This window comes from Microbacterium sp. bgisy189, from assembly GCF_057707225.1.
Genome location: NZ_JBYIPT010000016.1, coordinates 1 through 24,974, shown reverse-complemented (window position 1 = coordinate 24,974; position 24,974 = coordinate 1). Strand labels below are relative to the sequence as shown.

The following is a 24,974-nucleotide window of genomic DNA, read 5'->3' as shown; positions in this document are numbered from 1 at the left end:
GACGAAGAACTTATGGGCGCACAACTCCGGGTCTACAAGCAGAAGATCTCTTCTGCTCAGACGACCAAGAAGATCACGAAGGCGATGGAACTCATCGCGGCTTCGCGCATCCAGAAGGCGATGGCGCGCGTGCGCGCGTCCTCGCCCTTCGCGCGGGCCGTGACGCGTGCCGTCTCCGCCGTGGCGACGCACTCGAACGTCCAGCACCCGCTCACCACCGAGCGTGAGGTCATCCGCCGCTCCGCCGTCGTGATCTTCGCCTCCGACCGAGGACTCGCGGGCGCTTTCAACTCGCAGATCCTCCGCGAGGGCCTGCAGCTCGGCGAGCTGCTGCGCTCCGAGGGTCGCGAGCCGGTGTACTTCCTGGTCGGACGAAAGGCGGTGGGCTACTTCCAGTTCCGCCGCATGTCGTCCGCAGGGGAGTGGACGGGTGACACCGACACGCCGCACTTCAACACGGCCGAGCAGGTCGCCAGCGCGCTGCTGGACGCCTACGACCGTGGCGGCGAAGACGGCGGCGTCGACGAGATCCACCTCGTGTACAACCGCTTCGTCAGCATGATGACCCAGACCCCCGAGACGGTGCGCCTGCTGCCGCTCGAGGTCGTCGAGGCATCCGATGACGAGCCCGCCTCGAACCAGGTGTACCCGCTGTACGAGTTCGAACCGAGCCCCGAGGTCGTGCTCGACGCACTGCTGCCGGTGTACGTGCAGAGCCGCGTGTTCAACGCGCTGCTGCAGTCGTCGGCCGCGAAGCACGCCGCGACCCAGAAGGCGATGAAGTCGGCCAGCGACAATGCCGACAAGCTCATCACCGACTACACCCGCCTGCGCAACAACGCGCGTCAGGCCGAGATCACGCAGCAGATCGCCGAGATCGTCGGCGGCGCCGACGCCCTGGCATCGGGCAAGTAAGACCACACGAAAGAGAAGACAATGACCACCGTCACTGCCGAAGCCACCACGGCCACGGTCGTCGGTCGCGTTGCGCGCGTCACCGGCCCCGTCGTCGACATCGAGTTCCCGCACGACTCGATTCCCGACATCTACAACGCACTGAAGACCACGATCACGATCGCGGGCGAGTCGACCGAGATCACCCTCGAGGTCGCCCAGCACCTGGGTGACGACCTCGTTCGTGCCATCTCGCTCAAGCCGACCGACGGCATGGTCCGCGGCCAGGAGGTGCGCGACACCGGCGGCCCCATCACGGTCCCCGTCGGCGACGTCACCAAGGGCAAGGTCTTCAACGTCACCGGTGACGTGCTCAACGCGGCCGAGGGCGAGACCATCGAGGTCACCGAGCGCTGGGGCATCCACCGCTCGGCTCCGAGCTTCGACCAGCTCGAGTCGAAGACCGAGATGTTCGAGACCGGCATCAAGTCGATCGACCTCCTGACCCCCTACGTGCAGGGTGGAAAGATCGGCCTGTTCGGTGGTGCCGGCGTCGGCAAGACCGTCCTCATCCAGGAGATGATCCAGCGCGTCGCGCAGGACCACGGTGGTGTGTCGGTGTTCGCCGGTGTCGGTGAGCGCACCCGTGAGGGCAACGACCTCATCGGTGAGATGGAAGAGGCCGGTGTCTTCGACAAGACCGCCCTCGTGTTCGGCCAGATGGACGAGCCGCCGGGGACGCGTCTTCGCGTGGCCCTGTCGGCGCTGACGATGGCGGAGTACTTCCGCGACGTGCAGAAGCAGGACGTGCTGCTGTTCATCGACAACATCTTCCGCTTCACGCAGGCCGGTTCCGAGGTCTCCACGCTGCTGGGCCGCATGCCCTCCGCCGTGGGCTACCAGCCGAACCTGGCCGATGAGATGGGCATCCTGCAGGAGCGCATCACCTCGACCCGCGGTCACTCGATCACGTCGCTGCAGGCGATCTACGTCCCCGCCGACGACTACACCGACCCGGCTCCCGCGACCACGTTCGCGCACCTCGACGCGACCACCGAGCTCTCGCGTGAGATCGCGTCGAAGGGTCTGTACCCCGCGATCGACCCGCTCACCTCGACGAGCCGCATCCTCGACCCGCGCTACATCGGTGAGGACCACTACCGCGTGGCCACGGCCGTGAAGCAGATCCTGCAGAAGAACAAGGAACTGCAGGAGATCATCGCGATCCTCGGTGTCGACGAGCTCTCCGAAGAGGACAAGATCGTCGTCTCGCGCGCGCGCCGCATCCAGCAGTTCCTCTCGCAGAACACCTACATGGCGAAGAAGTTCACCGGTGTCGAGGGCTCCACGGTTCCGATCAAGGAGACCATCGAGTCGTTCGACGCCATCGTCAAGGGTGACTTCGACCACGTCGCCGAGCAGGCGTTCTTCAACGTCGGTGGCATCTCCGACGTCGAAGAGAAGTGGGCGCAGATCCAGAAGGAGAACAGCTGAGATGGCTCTGACGGTCACCCTCGTCTCCGCCGAGGAGGAGGTCTGGAGCGGTGAGGCGAGCCTCGTCGTCGCCAAGACCGTCGAGGGCGAGATCGGTTTCATGACCGGTCACGAGCCCGTTCTCGCGATTCTCGCCGAGGGTCAGGTCCGCATCACGCAGACCGACGGCTCCAAGGTGATCGCGACGGCGAACGACGGCTTCCTCTCGATGGAGGGCGACGAGCTCACCATCGTCGCCGGCCACGCCGCGCTGCAGTCCTGAACGACCCGACGATCCATCGTCACGCAACCTCCCGCCCCAGACGCCACGGTGTCTCGGGCGGGAGGTTGCGTTTGGGAGAGATGACACCCGGATGCTGATTCTGCTGCCCCCGTCCGAGACGAAGCGTCCCGGCGGCACCGGCGCGCCCCTGCGCCTGGACGCACTCGCTCTTCCGACGTTGGCTGCGCCACGGACCGCCGTCATCGATGCGCTTGTCGCGCTGGCAGCCGACGAAGACGCAGCCGCCCGGGTGCTCAAGCTCTCCGAGCGCCAGCGCGGCGAGATCGCCGACAATGCGGCGCTGCGTACCGCGCCGGGCATGCCGGCCGTCGACCGGTACACCGGCGTCCTGTTCGACGCGCTCGACGCGGCAACGCTCGACGGCACCGCCCGGCGTTGGCTCGGCGCGCACGTGCTGATCCACTCCGCGCCGTTCGGGCCGGTCGCGGCCCTCGACCGGATCCCGCCGTATCGCCTCGCGGCAGGAGTCTCACTGCCGGGGCTCGCGCCACTGCGTCGTCATTGGGCGGGCGCGGTGACCGAGGCGCTCGCGGCGGCGGCACCGCGGTTCGTGCTCGACCTGCGCTCCGAGGCGTACGCCGCCCTCGGTCCTGTCCCCGCCGGGGTGCCGACGGCCTACCTCCGTGTGGTCACGGAGGGTGCCGACGGGACGGCACGAGCCCTCAACCACTTCAACAAGCACGCGAAGGGAGATCTGGTCCGAACGCTCGCCCACGCGAGGCCACGGATCGCATCGGCCGCCGGCTTCGTGAAGTGGGCGACGGATGCCGGTCTGACGGTCCGCCCGGGGGCGCCGGGCGAACTCGATCTGGTCGTCTGAACCGATCAGTCCCGACGGGTGTTCTCGGCGGTTCGTTCGGTGTTCTCGGCGATCGCGATCAAGGCGACCACGCCCTCGATCGCGAACCGCAGCACGACGACCGCGAGGAACGCTGCGATCGGCACGACGATGAGCGTCGTGACGATGAGCGACAGGCCGGCGCCGACGTTCCACCACAGACCCGAGATGCCCGAGATGAGGCCTCCGACGAAGTAGACGATGAAGGCGATGCCGATTGCGATCAATCCGACGACGTAGAACGCCGACGCGAGTCGGCGGGTGATGAACGTGCGGAACGAGATGTCGAACAGCGCTCGGATGAATCCGACGCTCGCATCACCCAGGTCGCCGCCGGTCGACGTCGGCACACCGGTGTTGTCGGGATCCGTCATCGGGGCGGCCGCGGCAGCTTCCGCTGCGGGCTGTGAGGGCGGCGGGGGTGGGGTGCGGCCGTCGTCGGTGCTCATGTCGATCCCTTCGTGACGCGTCGGTGCTGAGGGGGCGGCGCGTACCGTCAGGCTAGCGCCCCGCCCGTACCGGCCGCAGTGCGCGGCGCGCCCGAGTCGCAGGATTTCCTCGCGCAGCGGGCCGTTCTCGCTAGGCTGAGGGTCGCGGGGCCGCCAGAGCCCTGTGCGGGGGGGACCCGCAATCGATCGATCCTGGAGGTCCTCGTGGGCTATACAGATGACAGCGCCGCAGTCGCGATGCTCGCAGGCTTGGCTTTCTTCTTCTTCTTCGTCGGCATCCTCGTCTACGTCGTCGTCGCCTTCTTCCTCATGAAGGTGTTCGAAAAGGCGGGCGTCCAGGGCAAGTGGCGCGCGTGGGTGCCGATCTACAACTTCATGATCTTCACCAAGCTCGGTGACCTGAGCCCGTGGGTCGCTCTCATCGCGTGGGGCGCGGCAGTCGTGCTCGGCGCCGTGCCGGTGCTCGGCCAGATCATCGTCCTGCTGCCGGCCGTCGTGATGGCCATGGCCGCGTGGCGCGTGGGTCTCAAGCTGCAGAAGGAGACCCCGTGGGTCATCCTCTGGATCTTCCTGTCGCCCGTCTGGCTCGGCATCAACGCCTTCGACAAGTCGACCTGGAACACCGCCGTCCCGGCCGCTCCGTGGGCGGGCAACGGCTTCCTCGCCGACAGCACCGTCTGGGACGGCGTTCCCTCGCAGGGCTCGACGGGTGCCGCTCCGCCGGCCGGCTACCAGCCGCCCGCCGCCTACCAGCCCCCGGCAGCGCCCGCTGCCCCGGCCGAGCCCGCGAGCACGACGCCGCCGGCGCCGCCTGCAAACCCGGCACCGCCCGCACCGCCGGCATCCACTCCGCCGGCCGCTGAGCCGCCGGCCGACCCCGAGGCCCCCAAGGCCTGAGTCCCCGCGTCGAACCCCCGTCCCCGCTCTGCGCCGACGGGGGTTCGTGCTTCCCGTCCCCGCTCGCTTGCGACGGTAGAGTGGGGGAGCGCCGCGCCGACGACAACGAGGAGGGTGATCGCGTGCCCGAATCGGCCACCCGCTCGCGGACCGTCCCTCTGGGGGACGGAACGCTCGAGCTGCAGTGGTCCGAGGTGACCCACCGGGGTCGTCGTCGTGACATCAATCAAGACGCCGTGCTGGCAGAGTTTCCCCTGTTCGTCGTCGCGGACGGGATGGGCGGACACGTCGGCGGCGAGATCGCGAGCACCAGCGCGGTCACCCGCCTGCGCGCAGTCGTCGACGAGGGCACGATCACGCCCAAGACCATCGAGAAGGCGCTCGCGCGCGCCGTCGACGACATCGCGAGCCACCCCGAGTCCACCGACGACGGCACCGGCACGACGGTGACGGGCGTCTACCTGGACGACAACGGTGACGAGCCGACGTGGGTCACCCTCAACATCGGCGACTCGCGGGTCTACCTGTTCCGCGACGAGGCGCTCGCCCAGGTGACGACCGATCACTCGGTCGTGCAAGAGCTCATCGCTGCGGGACGGCTCAGCCCCGAAGAGGCAGAGAACCACCCGTACGGCAATGTCATCACCCGCGCCGTGGGGCCGAGTGACGGGGTCGTGCCCGACTACGTCCGGCTCGAGATCGTCGATGGCGACCGATTCGTGGTCTGCAGCGACGGGCTGACGAAGGAGCTCACCGACTACGGCATCCTGCACTTCCTGCTGCAGCATGAAGACCCCGCCGAGGCGGTCGATGCCATGCTCGAGGCCGCGCTCGAGAACGGTGGGCGCGACAACGTGACGATCATCGTCATCAACGCGCACCTCACCGCCTCCTCCACAGCCGCCGACTGAGCACGGTTCTCCGCAGAACATGCCGCGCGGCGCGTCACACCGCCCGCGGGCCGGTTTGCTGGGTGGATGTACGCTCTCGACGCCGACGAACCGATCCGTCTTCCGGACCCGCCGCCCGAGCCGCAGCGGCCCCCGCTGCCCGTGCTCGCCGCGATCGCGCCGGTGATCGGCGCCGTCGTTCTGTGGCTGATCACCGGGTCACCGTTCGCGCTCTGGTTCGCGCTGCTCGGCCCGCTGCTCGCCATCGCATCGATGCTCGACGGCAAACGCGGTGTTCGACGACAACGTCGTCGCGCCGCGGTCGAGCAGCGTCAGGCACTCGAGGAGGCCTGTGCCGAACTCGATCGCAGGCACGACGTCGAGCGGACTCGTGCGTGGGGGAGGACGCCGGGCGTCGCCGGGTACCTGCACGATCCGAGCGAGATCTGGCGAAGCGTGCCAGGCCGCTCAGGCACGCTCGTCGTGGGCGCCGGCGCCGGTCCGAGCGCGGTCCGCGTGACCGGCGGTGACGACGCGGATGCCGCCGGTGGGCTCCGCCGGCGCGCCCGTGTGCTCGAGGCCGCTCCTGTGACGATCGACCCCACGGTCGGGGTCGCAGTCGTCGGCCCCGCGGTCGCGACGGCGGCGGTCGTCCGGGCCCTCGTGCTGCAGTTGTGCCTCTCGCACCCGCCCGGCGCCGTCCGACTCGCCGCCGTGCCCGAATGGCTCGTCGCGGCGCCGCATGCGGCTCGCGCCGACGGTGCGCTCGTGCAGGTCGTCGGCGCAGGCTCAGCCCCCGCCGAACACGCCGACATCGTCGTCGTGCAGGTCGAGGCGGGCGAACCGCCGCCGCCCCGCTGCGGCGCCGTACTGACCCTCGGCGATGCCGGACGCGCACGGCTGGATCACGCGGGAAGCACGCTCGAAGTCGATGTCGAGGCGCTCTCCGTCGCGCAGGCGCACCGCATCTCGCAGGTCCTCGCCGTCCGCGCGAAGGCGTCGTTGCGCCAGGGTGAGGATCGCTCGGTCACGATCGACGAACTGCAGGCGGCGCCGGCACCGGGCGCGCTCGGGGCCGTGATCGGCGCGACTGACGGGTCGCCGGTTGCCGTCGACCTCGTCGAAGACGGACCGCACGCGATCGTCATCGGCACGACCGGGTCGGGCAAGAGCGAATTGCTCACCACTTGGGTCGTCTCCCTTGCGCGGAGGCGCTCGCCCGATGAGGTGTCCTTTCTGCTCGTCGACTTCAAGGGCGGTCGCACGTTCGACCACCTGACGGCACTGCCGCACGTCACCGGAGTGTTGACCGACCTGGACGAAGCGGCCGCGCTCAGGGCCGTCGAGAGTCTGCGCGCTGAGATCAGGCTCCGCGAGCGTGTGCTCGGGGATGCAGGGGCCCGCGATGTCGCAGAGGCCGAGGGAGCGCTCGGTCGGCTCGTGATCGTCGTCGACGAATACGCTGCGCTCGTCGCCGCGCACCCCTCGTTGCACGAGATCTTCGCCGACGTCGCGGCGCGTGGGCGGGCGCTCGGTATGCATCTCGTGCTGGCCTCGCAACGCGCCGCAGGCGTGTTCCGGGATGCACTGCTGGCCAATGCGCCGCTCCGGATCGCGTTGCGGGTCGCCGACGCGGGGGACTCCCGTGCCGTGCTCGGCACGGCGGCCGCTGCCGAACTGCCCGGCACTCGTGAGGCGCGCGGCGTTGCGCTGGTGCGACGACCGGCCGACGACGCACCCGTGCGGGTGCGCATCGCGACCACTGCCACGGCCACGGTCGCCGGTGTCGCTGCCGGCTGCACCGCACCGCGCGCGCGGGCGCCGTGGCTGCCCGCGCTGCCGGCGATGATCCCGCTCGCCGATCTGCGGGCACGGGTGGCGCCCGGAGACGCCGAGGAGATCGTGCTCGGTGTCGCCGACGAACCGGATCGCCAGGCGCAGCCGCTGGTGACACTCCCTGCCACCGGGCTCCTGATCGTCGGAGCGGCGGGCACAGGGCGCTCCGCAGCGCTTCGCACGATCGCCGCGCAGGCGACGCGCGCCCACGTCGTCCCCACCGACGGTGAGGCCGGCTGGGACGCCCTGGAAGGTATCGCCGTGCTCGCGCGCGGCACAGTGGTGCTCATCGACGATCTCGACGTCCTCCTGTCGCGGTGGCCGGAGGAGCACCGAGCCGCCGCACTGAGCGAACTCGAAGCCCGTGTTCGCGAAGCCCACGGACGGGGGATCCGTATGGTGATCGCCGTGCAGCGCGTGACGGGCGGTGTCGGGCGTATCGCAGACCTGCTGCCGCACCGCGCGCTCTTGGCACTCGCGAGCCGCGCCGACCATGTCGCCGCCGGTGGCGAGGGCGCTGACCACCTCGACGGCGTGACGCCGGGTCGCGTCCGCCTCGGACGCCGACTCGTGCAGTTCGCATGGACGGACGAGGGCACGCCGACGCCGCATCGGTCCGCTGACGCCCCGACGGCGTCAGCACGCCCGGACGGCCCGCGTGCATTCGTCCTGCCGCCGGGGCCGCGTGGGCGCGCACTGGCTGCGCAGCACGGGTGTGTGGCTGTCGACGACCCCGCGGCGGCGGAGGCCCCTGCGGTGTGGGGCACGCCGGAGATGTGGCTCGCGCAATGGCCGCTGCTGACCCGAGCGCGGGCTGAGGCGTCGCTCATCATCGACACCGCATGCGCCGGCGAATACCGCACCGTCACCGGACGGCGCGAGCTGCCTCCCTATGCCATGCCCGGTGCGGGACGGGCATGGCTGGCCGAACCCGATGAGCCGGCGCGTCGCATCCGGATCGACGGGTGATGCACCGGCACCGCGGCCTGTCAGGCGAGCGCGTCGGCCGTCGAGACGGCCGCGAGCCCGTGTGCCGACGCGACGCCCGCGTTGGCGACGACGCCTGCTGTCGTGTTCAGACCGCCCGCGAGTCCGGCATCCGCCCGCAGCGCCTCACGCCACCCGCGCCCGGCGATCGCACGCACGTATGGCAGCGTTGCGTTCGTGAGCGCCGACGTCGAGGTGTTCGGGACGGCGCCCGGCATGTTCGCGACGCAGTAGAAGACGCTCTCGTGCACTGTGAACGTCGGGTCGGCGTGGGTCGTGGGGCGGGTGTCCTCGAAGCAGCCGCCCTGATCGACGGCGATGTCGACGAGCACCGACCCCGGACGCATGCGGCTGACCGTCTCGTTCGTCACGAGCTTCGGCGCCTTCGCTCCGGGGATGAGCACCGAACCGATGACGAGGTCGCTGGCGATCACGGCGCGATCGAGATCGAGCGGGTTGGATGCCGCCGTCTTCACGCGCCCCTGGAAGTGGTCGTCGAGGTACCGCAACCGGGCGACGTTCGTGTCGAAGACGGTCACATCGGCACCCATGCCGACCGCGATGACGGCCGCGTTCGACCCGGCGACACCGCCGCCGATGACAGTCACCGTCGCCGGTCGCGTCCCCGGAACGCCCGACATCAACAGTCCGAGTCCACCGGCAGAGCGCATCAGGGTGCTCGCGCCGACCATCGGCGCCAGGCGCCCGGCGACCTCGCTCATGGGCGCCAGCAGCGGCAGCCCGCCGCCCACGCCCTGCACGGTCTCGTAGGCGATCGCCGTCACGCCATCGGCGACCAGGCGCTCCGTCAGGGGTCGATCGGCGGCCAAGTGCAGGTAGGTGAACAGCACCAGGTCGTCGCGGAAGTGTCGGTACTCGCTCTCGATGGGCTCTTTGACCTTGAGGAGCAGTTCCGCCCGGGCCCACACGTCGTCCGCGCCGTCGATGAGTTCGGCACCGGCCGCCGAGTACTCGGCATCCGTCATCGACGAGCCTGTGCCCGCCCCGGACTGCACGAGCACCTCATGCCCGGCAACGACGAGGTCGTGCACACCGGCCGGTGTCAGGGCGACCCGGTACTCGTTGTTCTTGACCTCTGTAGGAACGCCGATCTTCATTGATGGTCCTTTCTGGCCCTTGTGGGGCGGCTACACCGTCGGCCGGATCGCGCCGACATCCTGCCCGCCGCCGGAGATCGACAGCGGAAGTCGGGGAAGCATCTGTGCGACGTCGGCCGCCCGGAGGGCGCCGGCTCGCACGAGCAGGGTGAGTGCGACCGCCGTGGCAACGCGGCCACTGCCGTCGAGGGTCTTCAAAGCGACCGTCGTGCCGTCGGGTGCGACCATCACCATGACGCCCTCGGCGCCGCCCTTCGCGAACACGCCGAGCGACTCGATCGCGACGGTGTCGGGGCGATCGGGGCCGTCGATCGTCCACGGGTGCTCCCGCACCGTGCGCACGAGGGTCCCCGCGGCGCGGTGGAGCGCGAACGGGGAGCGCTCCGACGACGTGCCGATGCGGTGCACGGCTCGGGCGAGGGAGGACAGGCTCATCGTGTACACGGGCGCGCCGCAGCCGTCGATCGCGACGGTGGTCGTCTTGGTGCCGGTGAGCCGCTCGATCACCTCACGGATGTGCGCCTGCAGCGGGTGGGTCACGTCGAGGTAGGTCGCGGTGTCCCAGCCGTTCGCGCGGCATGCCAGCAGCATCGCCGCATGCTTGCCGGAGCAATTCATGCGGATTGCCTGTGGCTGACCGAGCTCGCGTACCATCTCGTCGCGCGTCGCCGTGTCGCCGGGCCACGCTGCGGGGCAGCCCAGCGCGGACTCGTCGAGATCGGCGAGGTCGAGGATGCTGCGGACCACCGAGACATGGCGATCGGTGCCGGAGTGGCTCGCCGTCGCGAGCCCGAGGCGCTCGCCGTCCAGCTCGGCGCCGGCCGTCAGACAGCCCAAGGCCTGCAGGGGCTTCAGGCTGGAGCGAGGCAGGATCGGGGCCTCGACGTCGCCGAGGGTGCGCTGTACGACGCCGTCGGCATCCAGCACGATCGCGCTGCCGCTGTGACGGGACTCGACGAAGCCGCTGCGTTCGACGACGGCGAGTTCGACTGCGTCGGGTACGGAGAAGGTCTGCGCCACCCGGCCAGCCTACCGGGGAGGCCGGTGTCGTGAACCCGTGCGAGACTGTGCGCATGATCGGGGAACACCGCTACGCCGTACAGAGTGTGTGGACCGGCAACCGGGGCACCGGTACGAGCGGCTATCGCGACTACGATCGGTCGGTCACGATCGCGGTAGACGGCAAACCGCAGCTCGAGGCATCGGCCGATCGACCATTCCGGGGCGACCGCGAGAAGTGGAATCCCGAGGACCTGCTCATGGCGGCCCTGTCGGAGTGCCACCTGCTGTCGTATCTGCACGCGTGCGTCGAGGCGGGCGTCGTCGTCACCTCGTACCGCGACGAGGCGACCGGCACGATGATCCTCGACGGTCGGGGTGGTGGCGCCTTCCGTGAAGTGGTCCTGCGTCCGCGTGTCACCGTCGCCGACCCGTCGATGATCGACGCCGCCGTCGCCGCACACGCGCAGGCGAACGCGTGGTGCTTCATCGCGAACTCGGTGAACTTCCCGGTGCGCCACGAAGCCGAAGTCCTCGTCGGCTGAGGGGCGCGTTCAGCGTCGCTCGTGGGGGAGGACCTGCCGGAGCCGGTCCACCGGATTCTGCGCGGGAACCTCGTTGTACGTGTTCGCGAGCTCCTGGCCCGACAGGGCGTGGATCGCCGCCATGATCTCGTCGGTCGCGCCGCGCCGTGCGCGTCCTGACGAGGCGGGACCGTGGTGGGACAGGTCGAGCGGCTCGCCGTAGCGGATCGTCACGCGGGGCGACATGCGCGGCCATTTCGCACCCACCGGCATGATCTCGTTCGTGCCGCTGAGGCCGACCGGCACCACCTTGGCACCGGTCTCGAGCGCGAGGAACGCGACCCCCGTGCGGCCCTTGTAGAGGCGACCGTCGAGCGAGCGGGTGCCCTCAGGGTAGAGCGCGATCGCACGCCCGGATGCCAGGATCCGCCGCTGCTGATCCAGCGCGTCCAGCGCCGCCTGTCCGGCTCCTCGCTCCACCGGCGTCGCGCCGATCGCCGTGAAGAACTGCCTGCTGATCCAGCCGCGCATCCCCTTGCCGTCGAAGTACGACGACTTCGCGAGGAAGTAGACCGGGCGTGGGGCGAACATCGGGATCGCGAACGAGTCGATGAACGACAGGTGGTTGCTGGCGAGGATCACCGGTCCCTTGCGGGGGATGTTCCGGCGACCTTCGATGCGCGGGCGGTAGAACAGGCGGGCGAGGGGGACGAGCACGCCGCGGCTGATGAAGTACGTGGCACCGACGCCGGAGATGTCTGCCTCGGGTGTCGACTGCTCCTCGGGGGCGGGCGTCGGCTGCTCGGTCACTCTGACGAGGGTACCCCCGAACCCATGCGTCGCCGCGCATGGGCCCTTCACAGCGCAATCTGAAGGAACCTACGGCAGGATGGGACGACACCACCCCCATCTTTGCGAGGTATCTCTGTGCGTCTTCGTCGCCTGACCGTCCTGTCCGTCGCCGCCGTGTCGGCCCTGCTCCTGGCGGGCTGCTCGGGAACGACCGAAGCCCCGGCCGAGGAGACCTCCAGTGCGCTGTGCGCGGGTCAGGCCGCATCGGGCGAGGCGTCCGAGTCGGTCACCGTCGAAGGTGCCGTCGGCGAGGCGGCGACGGCGACGTTCGAGGCGCCGTTGGAGGTGTCCGAACTGCAGGTCACGACGCTCGAAGCGGGCGACGGCGACCAGATCGCGGTCGGCGACTTCATCGCGTACACCCTGACGGCGTACGACGCCGAGTCAGGCGAGGAGCTCACGTCGATGGGCTACGAGCCCGGCCAGATCCTGCCGACGCAGATCACCGAGGGAACCGTGTTCAGCCAGGTCTTCGGGTGCAGCACGGTCGGCAGCCGCGTGGTCGCCGCATTCCCGGCCGACGAGACCGTCGCATCCGAGGTCTACGTCCTCGACCTGCTGTCGGTCGTGCCGACTGCTGCCTGGGGTGAGGAGCAGGAGCCCGTCGAGGGCATGCCGACGGTCGAGCTGGCCGAAGACGGCACGCCGACGATCACGGTGCCCGAGACCGACGCGCCGACCGAGACCGAGATCGCGGTGTTGACGAAGGGCGACGGCTACGAGGTGCAGGAGGGCGACAACCTCCTCATCCAGTTCCGTGGTGCTCGCTGGTCGACCGGCGAGGTCTTCGAAGGCGGCGACACGTGGGAGAGCGGCAGCCCATACATCGGCCCGATGCAGTTCATCGAAGGCTTCCAGCAGGCGATCGTCGGGCAGCCCGTCGGCTCGCAGGTGATCGTCGTCATCCCACCGGCTGCGGGCTACGGCGAGGGTGAGATCAACGCCGACGACCTCGTGGGCGAGACGCTCGTCTTCGTGATCGACATCCTCGGCGCGCAGACGGCGACACAGACCCAGTGACGGCACAGGCCCAGTGACAGCCGTCGCGGACCGGCCTGTGGCTTCGCGTCGCTAGGCTGGCCTCATGCGTCGCGTCCTGATCCTCGGCTCCACCGGTTCGATCGGGACGCAGGCGCTGGATGTCATTCGTGACCGACGCGACCGCTTCGAGGTCGTGGGACTCTCGGCCGGCAGCAACGCCGACGCCATGGCCGCGCAGGCAGCCGAGTTCGGCGTCGAGCACACCGCGCTCGGCGCCGACGAGGCCGAGCAGCTGGTGCGCGACGTCGACGCCGACGTGGTGCTCAACGGCATCACCGGTTCAGTCGGACTCGGCCCCACCCTCGCGGCACTCGAGTCCGGGCGCACACTCGCGCTCGCCAACAAGGAGTCGCTGATCGTCGGCGGTGACCTCGTGACGGCGCTCGCCGCGCCCGGGCAGATCGTGCCCGTCGACTCCGAGCATTCCGCACTTGCGCAGGCGTTGCGCTCGGGAACCCGTGACGAGGTGCGACGCCTCGTGCTGACGGCCTCGGGCGGGCCGTTCCGCGGTCGCCGACGAGACGAACTCGCCGCGGTCACCCCGGCCGAGGCGCTCGCCCACCCCACGTGGGACATGGGCCGCGTCGTCACCACCAACTCGGCGACCCTCGTCAACAAGGGACTCGAGGTCATCGAGGCGCACCTGCTGTTCGACGTGCCGTACAGCGAGATCGACGTCGTCGTCCACCCGCAGTCGATCGTGCACTCGATGGTCGAATTCTCCGACGGGTCGACGCTCGCGCAGGCCTCACCGCCCGACATGCGACTGCCCATCTCGCTCGGCCTGGACTGGCCGCACCGCGTCCCCGGCGTCGGGGTGCCGCTGGACTGGACGGCGGCGACGTCGTGGACGTTCGAGCCACTCGATGACGAGGCGTTCCCCGCGGTCGCGCTGGCCAAGCAGGTGGGTTCGGCCGGGCGCACCTACCCCGCCGTCTTCAACGCGGCCAACGAACAGGCCGTCGACGCGTTCCACGAGGGACGGCTCGGCTTCCTCGGCATCCTCGACACGGTCGCCGCCGTCGTCGACGCGCACGACGCGCCGGCGTCACTCACCCGCGCGGCGCTGTCCGACGCCGAAGCGTGGGCGCGGCGCACCGCCGACCAGCGGATCGCCCGGCGTTGACGAGCGCAGCCCGGTCGTTGAGCGAGCGCAGCGAGACGAAACGCGTCGTCAGGCGGGGCGTTCGGGGTCCGACGACGGCGTGATGTCGTCGGGGTACGGCACCGGCCACGACGGCTCCGGCACTGACCAACCTGCGTCGCGAAGAGCGCGACGGGAGAGTTCGCGGGCCGAGTACGGCGTGCGGACGCCGCGGATGTCGCGGTAGTCCTGGTGGCCGGGACCGGCCCACAGGATCGCGTCTCCCTCACCGACGAGCTTGACGGCCTCGATGATCGCGCGCTCCGGGGGCGAATACTCGTGGATCTCGGCATCCGGTCGGGCGCGCCGTGCACCTTCGAGCAGGGTCGCGCGGATCGTGTCGGGGTTCTCGTGGCGCGGGTGGTGATCGGTGACGATGAGGATGTCGCTGCCCTCCACAGCCGTGCGCCCCATGTCGTGCCGCTTCGTGGCATCGCGGTCGCCGTCGGCACCGAACAGCATCAGCACGCGGCCCGGCGTCACGCGACGCACGGCAGCGAGGGTCTTCTCGAACGCGTCGGGGGAGTGCCCGAAGTCGACGTACACGGCGGGGCCGTCGTCGCCCGAGACGCGTTGCGTGCGTCCCGGCAGGTGCGCGTCGATGCGTCCACCGTCGAGGGCTTCGACGAGGCGCTCCCAGCTGTAGCCGCCCTCGAGCAGCATGAGGATCGCGAGGCCCGAGTTCGCCGCCATGTGCCGGCCGATGACGGGGACGGTCGTGGTGAGCGAGCGCCCGTCAGTGTGACGCAGGGTGAACTCGGTGCCGTCCTGCCGTTCGTCGACGATGTCGACGGTCCAGTCTGCGGGAGTCTCGGGGTGGTCGGCGATCGCCGGCGTGATGATCGTGATCGCCGGCACTTCGGACCGCGCCGCCACGTCGACACCCGCGGCGGAGTCGAGGCAGATCACAGCGCGACGCGACCGGTCGGGCCGGAACAGCGGCATCTTCGCCTCGAAGTACTCCGCCATGTCGGCGTAGTCGTCCAGGTGGTCGTGGCTGAGGTTCGTGAAACCGGCGACGTCGAACACGATGCCGTCGACCCGGTGACGCGAGAGCGCCTGCGCACTCACCTCGACGGCGACGGCCTCGACACCGCGCTCGCGCATGAGCGCGAGGAGCGCGTGGAACTCGGACGCCTCGGGCGTCGTGAGCCGGGAGACGATGACCTCGCCGGCGATGTGGCGCTCGGCGGTGGATGACAGTCCCGAGACCACGCCCAATTGGTCGAGGATGCCGGAGAGCAGGTGCGACACACTCGTCTTGCCGTTGGTGCCCGTCGTGCCCAGCAGCAGCGGCAGATCGACATCGGTGCGGTACACCCACGCCGACAGCGCGCCGAGTCGTGCCCGCGGGTCGTCGACGACGACCACGGGCACACCGCAGCCGGCGGCGAGGGTGGCGCCGGCTGCGTCGGTGATGATCGCGACAGCGCCCTTCTCGGCGGCGGTCGCAGCCAGTTCGGCGCCGTGACGGTTGACGCCGCGGATCGCGACGAACGCCTCGCCCGGACGCAGATCGGCGGTCGCCAGCGTGATGCCGGTGAGGGTCACATCGGTCACGTCGCCGTCGACGTGCAGGGCGAAACGGTCGACGAGTTCGGCGAGCGATCGCTGCGGCGGGTGCTCGGGACGGAGCACGGGCGGCAGGTGCGGGGAATCAGTGGGCATGGCCCATCCATCCTCTCACCTCCTGCCGTCGCGGCCGGGAGGACGCCGCCGCCTCCCGGCCGCGATCGATCAGGCGCGTCGGCGCAGCAATGCGACGACGAGCGCCGCAAGTGCAGCGACGAGCGCTCCACCGGCGAGCCAGCGGGCGACGGGGTCGTCCGTCGTCGTCACTGTGTCTGCTTGGTGCGTCTCCGGCGTCGCTTCCGCATCGCCGGAGTCGTGGCCGTGTCCTTCGGTGTCTTCGGCGACCGCGCCGACGGCGACCACGGGTGCCGGCGCCTCGAGGTCGTCGGCATCCTGCCCGTCTTCGGCGACCTCGACCCAAGCCGTCTGGGCATCGCCGCACTGCTGCGTAACGGGGAACGGCACGCCGGTGTCGGCTGCTGACTGCGGGAAGATGACATCCATTGCGACCGAAGCGGCCACACCGTCCTCGACGGGCGTCGCGGCGGTGTAGACGACGCGGGTCGGGATGCCGTCGTCACCCAGCTCACGCGAGATCGTCCACGCGCCGTCGAGGACGGGGGTCAGGCCGTCGACGATTTCGGGGACGTCGACGATGATCGCGGTGGTCGCGGCGCCGTCACAGCCGTGACTGAACGAGAAGTCGAGCCGGGTCGTGGCGCCGGCCGGGGCGTCGCCCGGGGCGACGTGCACGTGGGCGGACGCTGCCAGTGGAGCGGCGGCGGCGAGGGCGAGTCCGGCGACGGAGCCGGCGATGAGGCGGGCGCGCGAGCGTGTGCGGGTGGTGGTGGTCATGCGTGTGCTCTCTGTCGGGGTGGGCGCGGTGAACGCGCCCGAAAGGGGTGGGTATCGCTCAGCAGGCGTGAGCGGGCGGGCCCCGACGAGAGAGTGCGGACAGGTGGACCCGTGCGGCCGTGCGCAGAAGCGGCTCGGGCGCGGAACCAGGACGAGGCGTGATGTGCGGCGCCGGGATGACGGGTGCTGTGACGAGGCGTCGCAGTCCCCGGGCGATCGCCGCCGCGATGCGCTCGCCGTACACGACGGTGGCGGCGGTGATGAGCGCGGCGACGACGTGTCCGAAGACCATGCCTCCGTCCGGAACGACTGCGGCATGGGCTGCAGCGGCCGGAATCGTCGTCGAGCCGTGCGCGTGCAGAGCCGTGGTGGCGAGCACCGGTGATGCGTCGCCCACGACGGCGAACGCCGTGTGCAGCACGGCCTGGGCGAGGGCGACTGCGGCACCGGTTCCGAGCGTGGAGGGTCGGCGGCCGACGAGCCAAACGGCGACAGGGCTCGCGAGGGCGATGACGGTCACGACGAGCCACGGCGGCGGCACGTGGCCGCCGGAGAGGGTGTGGGCGGTGGCCGCGAGCAGAGTGGCCACGACGGTCGCCGCGACGCCGCGCAGTGCGCGCGTCTGACGCTGCGTCATCCGATCCACGCCCACGAGCCTAATCGCCGCCGAAGCTGAGCGAACTCAAAGGCGCAGCCGCTAGCGTGGCCCCTTGTGACCGTGCTCGCTTTCATCATCGGCGTCGTCGTCCTCGTCGTGGGACTCGCCGTCTCGATCGCGTTGCACGAGATCGGCCACCTCGCCCCGGCCAAGGCGTTCGGCGTGCGGGTCGGCCAGTACATGATCGGGTTCGGCCCGACGCTGTGGTCGAGGAAGTTCGGCGAGACCGAATACGGGTTCAAAGCGCTGCCGCTCGGCGGCTACATCTCGATGTCGGGCATGTACCCGCCGTCGCCGAAGCGCGCCGACGGAGAGGGCCGCGCCGGCGGCGGCTTCTTCGCCACGATGGTGCAGGACGCGCGTGACGCGAACGACGAGACCCTCGTCGCCAGCGACACCAAGCGTGCCTTCTACGAGTTGCCGGTCTGGCAGCGGGTGATCGTCATGCTCGGCGGCCCGCTCATGAACCTGGTGCTGGCGATCGTGCTGTTCACGATCATGCTGAGCGGGATCGGCGTGCAGACGGCCACCACGACGATCGCATCGGTCAGCGAGTGCGTGCTGTCCGCCGGCGCCGATCGCACCGAGTGCACGGCCGACGACCCGGCATCGCCGGCCAAGGCCGGCGGCATCCTGCCCGGCGACGTGCTCGTGTCGGTCGACGGCATCGAGGTCTCCACGTTCGCCGAGGCGTCGGCGATCATCCAGGACGCGCCGGGCCGCAGTCTCGAGATCGTCGTCGAACGCGACGGCGAGTCGGTGCCGCTGCAGGTGACGCCGACCCTTGCCGAACGCGAGGTCGCTGCGGAGGACGGCACCGTCACGACCGCCGAGGTCGGCTTCGTCGGGATGACGGCCGTGAGCGCGTATGAGCCGCAGCCGATCTGGGAAGGGCCGGTCGCCGCGTGGGAGCAGACCGAGCGGGTGGCAGGCATCATGGTGCAGCTGCCGGTTCGCGTCTACGAGACCGCCGTCGACCTCTTCACCGGTCAGGACCGCGACCCCAACGGACCGCTGTCGGTCGTTGGTGCCGGACGCATCGCGGGTGAGGTCGCCGCGATCGACGCGCCCATCCTCAACCGGGTCTCGGCGATCCTGGGTTTGCTCGGGTCGCTCAACATCGCGCTGTTCGTCTTCAACCTCATCCCGCTGCTGCCGTTGGACGGCGGCCATGTCGTCGTCGCGCTGTGGGACGGCATCAAGCGTGCCTGGGCGAAGCTGTTCCGTCGCCCGCCGCCGAAGCCGGTGGATGCCACGAAGCTCGTGCCGGGTACCTTCGTCGTCGTCATCGCCCTCGTCGTGATGGGCGGCATCCTGATCCTCGCCGACGTCTTCAACCCCGTCGCACTGTTCGGTTGACGCTCACGGCCGTTGAGCGAGCGAGCGCAGCGATCGAGACGAAACGCGCTCAGGCCAGCGCGTGCGCGATGAGCCGCTCGAGTGTCGTGAGTCCGTCGCGCGAAAGGATCGACTCCAGGTGGCCCTGGATCGACGCGTACCCGTCACCACGCAGGGCGTAGACGTCGCCTGAGGCGGCGTCGGCTGCGACCTCGGTGCCGTCGACCGTCGTCGTGCCCGGGGCGACGCGCGCCGTGAACGTGTTGTAGAAGCCGATGGATGCCGGCTCCCCGAACACGTCGACCTGCTTCTGCAGCCCCTGGTGCGGCGCGGCGAGCGGTTCGAGCGCGATGCCGAGGCGGTCGGCGAGCATCTGATGGCTCAGGCACACCGCGAGCAGGGGTGTGCCGGCATCCAGTCGCGTGCCGACGACCTCGCGCATGCGCGCGATGCGCGGGTTCGAGCCATCGCGCGGGTCGCCGGGGCCGGGGCCGGCGACGACGAGGTCGGGCCCCGTGACGTCAGCGGCTTCGCTCCAATGGGCGATCGTGACGTCGAAGCCCAGGTGGCGCAACTGGTGGGCGAGCATCGTCGTGAACCGGTCCTCGGCGTCGACGACGAGCGCAGACCTGCCCGCGAACCGGCCGGCCGAGCCACCCTGCTCTTCGAGCCAGAACGGTGCGAGGCGGGCGTTGCGCGAGGCGAGCAGCTCGGCGACCTGCGGGTCGTCGGCGAGGCGTCGCGGCTCGGCCGCCGGAGCGTCCTCGTCGTCCGCGGTGGTCGGGATCACATCGCGCTCGACGGCGCCGATCGCACCCAGCACGCCGGCCGCCTTGCCGTGGGTCTCGCTGACCTCGCCGTACGGGTCGGAGTGCCGCACGAGCGTGGCGCCGACCGGCACCCGGAGCGTGCCGTCCTGCAGGTAGGCGGTGCGGATGAGGATGGGTGCGTCGAGGTCGTGCGTGCCGTCGGGGCGCGGCGTGAACAGGGCAGCGACGCCCGAGTAGTAGCCGCGCGGGGAGCCCTCATGGCGGGTGATGACGGTGCACGCGTTCTGCATGGGGGAGCCGGTGACGGTCGGCGCGAACATCGTCTCGCGCAGGATGTCACGCGGGTCCATCGTGCTGTGTCCGCGCAGCATGTACTCGGTGTGTGTGAGCCGCGACATCTCTTTCAGATGCGGCCCGGTGATCCTGCCGCCGTCTGAGCAGACCGCCGACATCATCTTGAGCTCTTCGTCGACCACCATGAACAGTTCCTCGGTCTCCTTCGTTGAAGAGAGGAATTCGGTGAGCGTCTCTGCCGTCGCACCTCCGGCGGGGTGGCGGAAGGTGCCCGAGATGGGGTTCATCGTGACGACGCCATCTTGCGCGCTCACGTGTGCTTCGGGGCTCGCGCCGACCGCGACGTGCCCGGGTGTGACCACGAGGAATGTCCAGTACGCGCCGCGCTCGTGCTCCAGCAGCGCGCGGAACCACGTGAGCCCGGCTGTGACGGGGTCGGTCGCGACGTCGGCGGTGAAGTCACGGCGGATGACGAAGTTCGCGCCTTCGCCACGACCGATCTCGTCGGCGATGACGCGGCGCACGATCTGCGCGTAGTCGTCGTCGGCGATGTCGAAGCCGGCATCCTGCAGCGCAACCGGTGCGCTCGGCAGCGACACGAGGGCATCGTCGAGCGGGACCGAGGTGTGCTCGCTGACCACGAGGCAGCGCAGCGGCGCGTGGTCGTCGTGGCACTCGAAGCCGCGCTCGACGACCTGGCGGAACGGGACGAGCGCGAGCACTTCGCGCGCGGTGCCATCCGGTGCAGTGAGCGGGATGTCGGCGAGCAGGTCGACGTCGACCACATCGCCGGTGAGCACCTCGACGGTGCTGCCGTCACGGGCGAGCAGGGCGAACGGGGCGTCAGCGGCTGCGAGAGAGGCCAGCAGCGGGGAACCGGTCATCGTCGGTCTTTCGTCAAGGCGGCCTCGATCCACAGGCCGCCGGGGCGGTCAGTGTCGAGTCGTCGCGAACACACCGCCTATGCGGTGAGCCACCAGGTGAGGTTCGCGGACATGCCGCCGAAACTATCACAGCGGCGCGCGGGCCAAGGCTGATGACAGCCCGCCTCCAGCCGTGCGGTCGTAGGCTAGGAGCGTGCCAGCAGTCAACATCGGGATGCCGAAGGTCCCTGAAACCCTCGCTCCCCGTCGCAAGACGCGTCAGATCAAGGTCGGCAGTGTCGGGGTCGGCAGCGACTCGCCCGTCAGCGTGCAGTCGATGACCACGACGCCGACCCACAACATCAACGCGACGTTGCAGCAGATCGCCGAGTTGACGGCATCCGGCTGCGAGATCGTGCGTGTGGCCGTGCCGCGTCCCGAAGACGCCGACGTGCTGCACATCATCGCGAAGAAGAGCCAGATTCCGGTCATCGCCGACATCCACTTCCAGTCGCGGTACATCTATCAGGCCATCGACGCCGGGTGCGGCGCGGTGCGGGTGAATCCCGGCAACATCCGCGAATTCGACGGCAACGTCGGCGCGATCGCGAAGGCTGCCAAGGATGCCGGAGTCTCGTTGCGCATCGGCGTCAACGCCGGCTCGCTCGACAGGCGTCTGCTCGAGAAGTACGGCAAGGCGACCCCCGAAGCACTCGTGGAGAGCGCCGTCTGGGAGGCGTCGCTGTTCGAAGAGCACGACTTCCACGACTTCAAGATCTCGGTCAAGCACAACGATCCGATCGTCATGGTGAAGGCGTACCGGATGCTCGCCGAGCGGGGCGACTGGCCGTTGCACCTCGGCGTCACCGAGGCCGGGCCCGCCTTCCAGGGCACGATCAAGAGCGCGACCGCCTTCGGCATCCTGCTGTCTGAAGGCATCGGTGACACGATCCGTGTCTCCTTGTCGGCGCCGCCCGCCGAAGAGGTGAAGGTCGGCCACCAGATTCTGCAGTCGCTGAACCTGCGTGAGCGCAAGCTCGAGATCGTCTCGTGTCCGTCCTGCGGCCGTGCGCAGGTCGACGTGTACACGCTCGCCGACGACGTCACCGAAGGCCTCAAGGACATGACCGTTCCGCTGCGGGTGGCGGTCATGGGCTGCGTCGTCAACGGGCCCGGCGAAGCGCGTGAAGCGGATCTCGGCGTCGCCTCCGGCAACGGCAAGGGTCAGATCTTCGTCAAGGGAGAGGTCATCAAGACCGTGCCTGAAGCTGAGATCGTCAAGACGCTCATCGAAGAGGCCAACCGCATCGCCGACGAAATGGGACCCGACGCCCCGGTCGGAACGGCGCAGGTCGTCACCAGCTGACAGGCTCCGCGCGAAGACAGGAGATCTCACGAGAACAGGAGGATCCGGCCCCGATCGTCCTGTTCTCGTGAGTTTTCCTGCGTCGGCGTCACGCGAGCGCTGTTGCGGCAGCCGTCGTCGCGGTCGTGTGCGCCGCGTCGAGTGCCGTGGCCAGGTCGGCGATGAGGTCGTCGACGTGCTCCAGCCCGATCGACAGGCGCACGATGTCGTCGCCGGGCTTCGCGTCGGTGGCAACGGGGCGGTGCGTGAGCGCCGCGGGATGCTGGATGAGCGAGTCGACGCCGCCGAGCGAGACGGCGTGGGTGAACAGGCGCGTCGCCTCCGTCACCTGGGCGGCTGCCGCGAAGCCGCCGTGCAGGCGTGCCGCGATCATCGCGCCGCCGCCGCGCATCTGCGTGCCGATGAGCGGTGACCCGGTCGTCCCGGGATAGAAGACCTCCGCGACGCCGGGGTGCGTGCTGAGCCACGCGGCGATGCGCGCCGCAGAGGCTTGCTGCGCCCGAACCCGGACGGGCAGGGTCGGCAGGCCGCGGTGCAACAGGTACGCCGAGAGGGGATGCAGCAACGCGCCGGTGATGGCTCGCACGCGCCGCAGCGCAGCTGCCGTCTCGTCTTCGCACGCGATGACGCCGCCGACGACATCGCCGTGCCCACCGAGGTATTTGGTCGCGCTGTGCAGCGACATGGCCGCGCCGTGGTCGAGGGGGTTCTGCAGCACGGGGGTCGCGAAGGTGTTGTCGACCAGCACCGGGACCGCGCCGGCCGCAGCCACGACGAGCGAGATATCGACGAGGTCGAGAGTGGGGTTGGCGGGGGTCTCGACGACGACCAGCCCGGTCTCGGGTCGAAGAACGGCCGCCACCTCGTCAGCGGTGCAGAAGGTCGTCTGGGTGCCGAGCAGCCCCGAGGCGAGCAGATGGTCGCTGCCGCCGTACAGCGGGCGGACGGCGACCACGTGCGGACGGCCGACCGACGTGGTGTGGGCGAGGATCGCCGCCGTGAACGCGGCCATGCCCGACGCGAAGGCCACCGCCGCGTCCGCACCCTCGAGTTCGGCAAGGGCGTCCTCGAAACGGGCGACCGTCGGGTTCCACAGCCGCTGGTACACCGTGCTGCCGCCGGCGAACGGCACACCTCCTGTCGCGAGCGTCTCGTAAGAGTCACCTCCCGACAGCAGCCCGGGCAACGGAGCCGTCGACGACAGGTCGATCGGCGGTGCGTGCACGCCGAGTTCGGTGAGGTCGGCCCTGCCGGCGTGGACGGCTACGGTGTCGGGGTGGTGGTGCGCGTTCATGCGGACCAGAATGAGCGAGAACGCAGAAACTCACCAGGGCTCATGTCGACTTTGTGCCAGGAGATCTTATGGATCTGCGGATTCATCAGAATCACACCCGACGAAGGGCCCCATCTTGCCGGATCCTCAATCACCTGCGGGACTCGACGATCTCGACTTGCGGCTGCTCTCGGCGCTCGTGCGAGGGCCCCGGCGGTCGAATGCTGCGCTCGCCGCAGACCTCGGCATCCCCGAATCGACGTGTGCGTATCGGCTGCGCTCGCTGCGTACCCGCGGCGTGCTCACCGGCGTTCGCATGGGCATCGACCCGGCGGCCCTCGGGTTGCCGCTGCAGGCGGTGATCCGCGTGCGACTGGGCCGTCACACCGAAGCAGGAGTGGATGCGCTCTTCGACGCGCTGGTGCGAACGCCGGGCGTGATCGAGGTCTTCCACGTGGCGGGTGCCGATGACTTCCTCGTCCATGTCGCGGTCGAGGATGCCGTCGCCCTCCGTGACGTCGTCCTCGAGCACATCACCGTCCACGAGGTCGTCCTCACGACGGAGACGCATCTCGTGTTCGAGCGACGTGAGGGGGTCGGGCCGCTTCCGAGGGTGATCGGCGCGCCTTGATATTCCGCTGACGGCATGGGCGTGATCGGATCGTTGCTTCCGCGCGCGGTGATTCCGGGCGCGGCCGTGTCAGCATGGGGGCATGAGATGCCGACACCTTGCCGCCGCCCTTGTCGCCATCGCTGCTGCGGGCCTGTTCGCGGGGTGCGCCTCGGCGCCCGCGCCCGCGCAGACCGGTACCGACACCGCGCCGAGCGCGACGTCGACGCCCACGCCGACGGCCGAGGTGGTGCGGGAACCGACCGTCCCGTTCGGTGGGGACTGCACGCAGGTGCTCACGGACGCCCAGCTCGACGAGCTGCTCGGCGCGGGGTGGGTGCCGTTCGAGGAGCAGCTCCAGGCGTGGGACCCCCAGCAGGTGCTCGTCGCGGAGGTCGACACGGTGGGTACGCTCGGCGGACTCGAATGCGCATGGTGGTCGGAGGGCGAGGACGAACTCGAGAAGCTCGACGTGATGGTGCTGCCCGCAGCGTCGGTGCCGGACGACTTCGCCGCAGACTTCTCCGAAGCGCGATGCGATCCCTCCTACGACGTGACGCTGTGCCGCCTCGCTGCGGCCGTGGACGACGTGTGGATCATGGCCACCGCTGCCCGCGACTTCGACGAGCCTCCCGTACAGGTGCTCGAAGCGACGATCGACGCCGTCGCGACAACGACGAGCGGCTCGTTCGACGGTGTTGCTGCGGACAGGACCGAGGAATGGTGGCCCGTGCCGGACTGCGAAGCGCTCAACGACGAGATCGCGCTCCAGGAGCTCATCGGCGCGTACCGGAACGGCTACTGGGAGGGCAACGTGCAGCCCGAAGAGACGCTGTTGCGTTCCGCCTCCGTGCAGGCGATCTGTCCGGCGAACACGAGCGATGGTGCTGCACCCGACGGTGGGCACTACATCCTCACGCCCGTTGTCGCCCCCGGCGCTGCCTGGCAGTGGGACGCACTGGCTGCCGTCGAGGGGATGGAGCCCGCGACGATCGCGGGTGCCTCCGAAGCGCTGCAGTTGTCGGCCACGTACTCGACGGCGCTCTACGCGACCGACGGCGTGAATGTCGTCATGATGACACTCGACAAGGACGAGCCGGTCGAGGTCGCGCACGAGATCCTGGAGCGC

The 24,974-nt window shown here is 69.9% G+C and carries 23 protein-coding genes; 14 read left to right on the top strand and 9 right to left on the bottom strand.

The features are described 5' to 3' along the window. The first annotated feature begins 12 nt into the window (after nt 1-12). From AC3ENX_RS14410 to AC3ENX_RS14395, 4 genes are all read left to right on the top strand, one after another. Nucleotides 13-915 carry a F0F1 ATP synthase subunit gamma gene (locus tag AC3ENX_RS14410; RefSeq protein ID WP_434812432.1) on the top strand — a complete coding sequence of 301 codons (903 nt, stop codon included), beginning with the start codon at nt 13-15 and terminating at the stop codon, nt 913-915. A 21-nt stretch (nt 916-936) separates the two neighbouring features. Then, entirely contained in the window at nt 937-2,388 is a 1,452-nt protein-coding gene (gene atpD / locus AC3ENX_RS14405) for a F0F1 ATP synthase subunit beta (protein ID WP_434812431.1), read from the top strand. 1 nt (nt 2,389) lies between these two features. Further along, the gene (locus tag AC3ENX_RS14400; protein ID WP_434812430.1) at nt 2,390-2,650 is read left to right on the top strand and encodes a F0F1 ATP synthase subunit epsilon; all 261 of its coding nucleotides are present in this window, start codon (nt 2,390-2,392) and stop codon (nt 2,648-2,650) included. Between the two features lie 91 nt (nt 2,651-2,741). Further along, entirely contained in the window at nt 2,742-3,491 is a 750-nt protein-coding gene (locus AC3ENX_RS14395; protein ID WP_434812429.1) for a YaaA family protein, read from the top strand. Nucleotides 3,492-3,496: 5 nt separating this feature from the next. Here the strand turns inward: AC3ENX_RS14395 and AC3ENX_RS14390 are convergent, their stop codons facing one another. Then, nucleotides 3,497-3,958 carry a DUF4282 domain-containing protein gene (locus tag AC3ENX_RS14390; protein ID WP_434812428.1) on the bottom strand — a complete coding sequence of 154 codons (462 nt, stop codon included), beginning with the start codon at nt 3,956-3,958 and terminating at the stop codon, nt 3,497-3,499. A gap of 204 nt (nt 3,959-4,162) precedes the next feature. On the opposite strand from AC3ENX_RS14390, the gene AC3ENX_RS14385 reads away from it, so the two are divergent. The 3 genes from AC3ENX_RS14385 to AC3ENX_RS14375 all read left to right on the top strand — a co-directional run bounded on the left by AC3ENX_RS14385 (nt 4,163) and on the right by AC3ENX_RS14375 (nt 8,550). Continuing rightward, nucleotides 4,163-4,855 carry a large exoprotein gene (locus AC3ENX_RS14385; RefSeq protein ID WP_434812427.1) on the top strand — a complete coding sequence of 231 codons (693 nt, stop codon included), beginning with the start codon at nt 4,163-4,165 and terminating at the stop codon, nt 4,853-4,855. A 122-nt stretch (nt 4,856-4,977) separates the two neighbouring features. Further along, complete coding sequence (locus AC3ENX_RS14380) at nt 4,978-5,766, top strand: PP2C family protein-serine/threonine phosphatase (RefSeq protein WP_434812426.1); 789 nt, start codon at nt 4,978-4,980, stop codon at nt 5,764-5,766. Between the two features lie 66 nt (nt 5,767-5,832). After that, nucleotides 5,833-8,550 carry an FtsK/SpoIIIE domain-containing protein gene (locus tag AC3ENX_RS14375; RefSeq protein WP_434812425.1) on the top strand — a complete coding sequence of 906 codons (2,718 nt, stop codon included), beginning with the start codon at nt 5,833-5,835 and terminating at the stop codon, nt 8,548-8,550. A 20-nt stretch (nt 8,551-8,570) separates the two neighbouring features. On the opposite strand, the gene ald is transcribed toward AC3ENX_RS14375, so the two are convergent. Together ald and AC3ENX_RS14365 are read right to left on the bottom strand one after the other, a co-directional pair. Continuing rightward, nucleotides 8,571-9,686 carry an alanine dehydrogenase gene (ald, locus tag AC3ENX_RS14370; protein ID WP_434812424.1) on the bottom strand — a complete coding sequence of 372 codons (1,116 nt, stop codon included), beginning with the start codon at nt 9,684-9,686 and terminating at the stop codon, nt 8,571-8,573. Nucleotides 9,687-9,716: 30 nt separating this feature from the next. Further along, nucleotides 9,717-10,706 carry an asparaginase gene (locus AC3ENX_RS14365; RefSeq protein WP_434812423.1) on the bottom strand — a complete coding sequence of 330 codons (990 nt, stop codon included), beginning with the start codon at nt 10,704-10,706 and terminating at the stop codon, nt 9,717-9,719. Nucleotides 10,707-10,759: 53 nt separating this feature from the next. Between AC3ENX_RS14365 and AC3ENX_RS14360 the strand changes: the two genes are divergently transcribed. Further along, a complete protein-coding gene (locus AC3ENX_RS14360) occupies nt 10,760-11,230 on the top strand; it encodes an OsmC family protein (protein WP_434812422.1) in 471 nt (156 codons plus the stop codon). Between the two features lie 9 nt (nt 11,231-11,239). Here AC3ENX_RS14360 and AC3ENX_RS14355 read toward each other — a convergent pair whose 3' ends face one another. After that, nucleotides 11,240-11,965 carry a lysophospholipid acyltransferase family protein gene (locus tag AC3ENX_RS14355; protein ID WP_434812443.1) on the bottom strand — a complete coding sequence of 242 codons (726 nt, stop codon included), beginning with the start codon at nt 11,963-11,965 and terminating at the stop codon, nt 11,240-11,242. Nucleotides 11,966-12,136: 171 nt separating this feature from the next. Between AC3ENX_RS14355 and AC3ENX_RS14350 the strand changes: the two genes are divergently transcribed. After that, nucleotides 12,137-13,081, top strand: coding sequence for an FKBP-type peptidyl-prolyl cis-trans isomerase (locus AC3ENX_RS14350; protein WP_434812421.1), 945 nt, complete (start codon nt 12,137-12,139; stop codon nt 13,079-13,081). 64 nt (nt 13,082-13,145) lie between these two features. Next, nucleotides 13,146-14,228 (top strand): 1-deoxy-D-xylulose-5-phosphate reductoisomerase, encoded by a 1,083-nt coding sequence (gene dxr, locus AC3ENX_RS14345; RefSeq protein WP_434812420.1) that lies wholly within the window; start codon nt 13,146-13,148, stop codon nt 14,226-14,228. 48 nt (nt 14,229-14,276) lie between these two features. On the opposite strand, the gene AC3ENX_RS14340 is transcribed toward dxr, so the two are convergent. The 3 genes from AC3ENX_RS14340 to AC3ENX_RS14330 all read right to left on the bottom strand — a co-directional run bounded on the left by AC3ENX_RS14340 (nt 14,277) and on the right by AC3ENX_RS14330 (nt 17,310). Continuing rightward, nucleotides 14,277-15,914: a Mur ligase family protein gene (locus tag AC3ENX_RS14340; protein WP_434812419.1), complete on the bottom strand. Its 1,638-nt coding sequence runs from the start codon at nt 15,912-15,914 to the stop codon at nt 14,277-14,279. 69 nt (nt 15,915-15,983) lie between these two features. Then, nucleotides 15,984-16,673 carry a DUF1775 domain-containing protein gene (locus AC3ENX_RS14335; RefSeq protein WP_434812418.1) on the bottom strand — a complete coding sequence of 230 codons (690 nt, stop codon included), beginning with the start codon at nt 16,671-16,673 and terminating at the stop codon, nt 15,984-15,986. 58 nt (nt 16,674-16,731) lie between these two features. Continuing rightward, nucleotides 16,732-17,310: a hypothetical protein gene (locus AC3ENX_RS14330; protein ID WP_434812442.1), complete on the bottom strand. Its 579-nt coding sequence runs from the start codon at nt 17,308-17,310 to the stop codon at nt 16,732-16,734. Between the two features lie 75 nt (nt 17,311-17,385). Between AC3ENX_RS14330 and AC3ENX_RS14325 the strand changes: the two genes are divergently transcribed. After that, the gene (locus AC3ENX_RS14325; RefSeq protein ID WP_434812417.1) at nt 17,386-18,690 is read left to right on the top strand and encodes a M50 family metallopeptidase; all 1,305 of its coding nucleotides are present in this window, start codon (nt 17,386-17,388) and stop codon (nt 18,688-18,690) included. 49 nt (nt 18,691-18,739) lie between these two features. On the opposite strand, the gene AC3ENX_RS14320 is transcribed toward AC3ENX_RS14325, so the two are convergent. Beyond that, on the bottom strand, nt 18,740-20,617 hold the full coding sequence (locus AC3ENX_RS14320) for a chorismate-binding protein (protein ID WP_434812416.1): 1,878 nt from the start codon (nt 20,615-20,617) through the stop codon (nt 18,740-18,742). Between the two features lie 193 nt (nt 20,618-20,810). On the opposite strand from AC3ENX_RS14320, the gene ispG reads away from it, so the two are divergent. Continuing rightward, nucleotides 20,811-21,962 (top strand): flavodoxin-dependent (E)-4-hydroxy-3-methylbut-2-enyl-diphosphate synthase, encoded by a 1,152-nt coding sequence (gene ispG, locus AC3ENX_RS14315; protein ID WP_434812415.1) that lies wholly within the window; start codon nt 20,811-20,813, stop codon nt 21,960-21,962. An 88-nt stretch (nt 21,963-22,050) separates the two neighbouring features. Here the strand turns inward: ispG and AC3ENX_RS14310 are convergent, their stop codons facing one another. Then, a complete protein-coding gene (locus AC3ENX_RS14310) occupies nt 22,051-23,256 on the bottom strand; it encodes a trans-sulfuration enzyme family protein (protein WP_434812414.1) in 1,206 nt (401 codons plus the stop codon). A 115-nt stretch (nt 23,257-23,371) separates the two neighbouring features. On the opposite strand from AC3ENX_RS14310, the gene AC3ENX_RS14305 reads away from it, so the two are divergent. Together AC3ENX_RS14305 and AC3ENX_RS14300 are read left to right on the top strand one after the other, a co-directional pair. Beyond that, nucleotides 23,372-23,866 carry an Lrp/AsnC family transcriptional regulator gene (locus AC3ENX_RS14305; protein ID WP_434812413.1) on the top strand — a complete coding sequence of 165 codons (495 nt, stop codon included), beginning with the start codon at nt 23,372-23,374 and terminating at the stop codon, nt 23,864-23,866. Nucleotides 23,867-23,948: 82 nt separating this feature from the next. Then, nucleotides 23,949-24,974: DUF3558 domain-containing protein (locus AC3ENX_RS14300; protein ID WP_488184917.1), on the top strand; the 1,026-nt coding region annotated here is incomplete at its 3' end.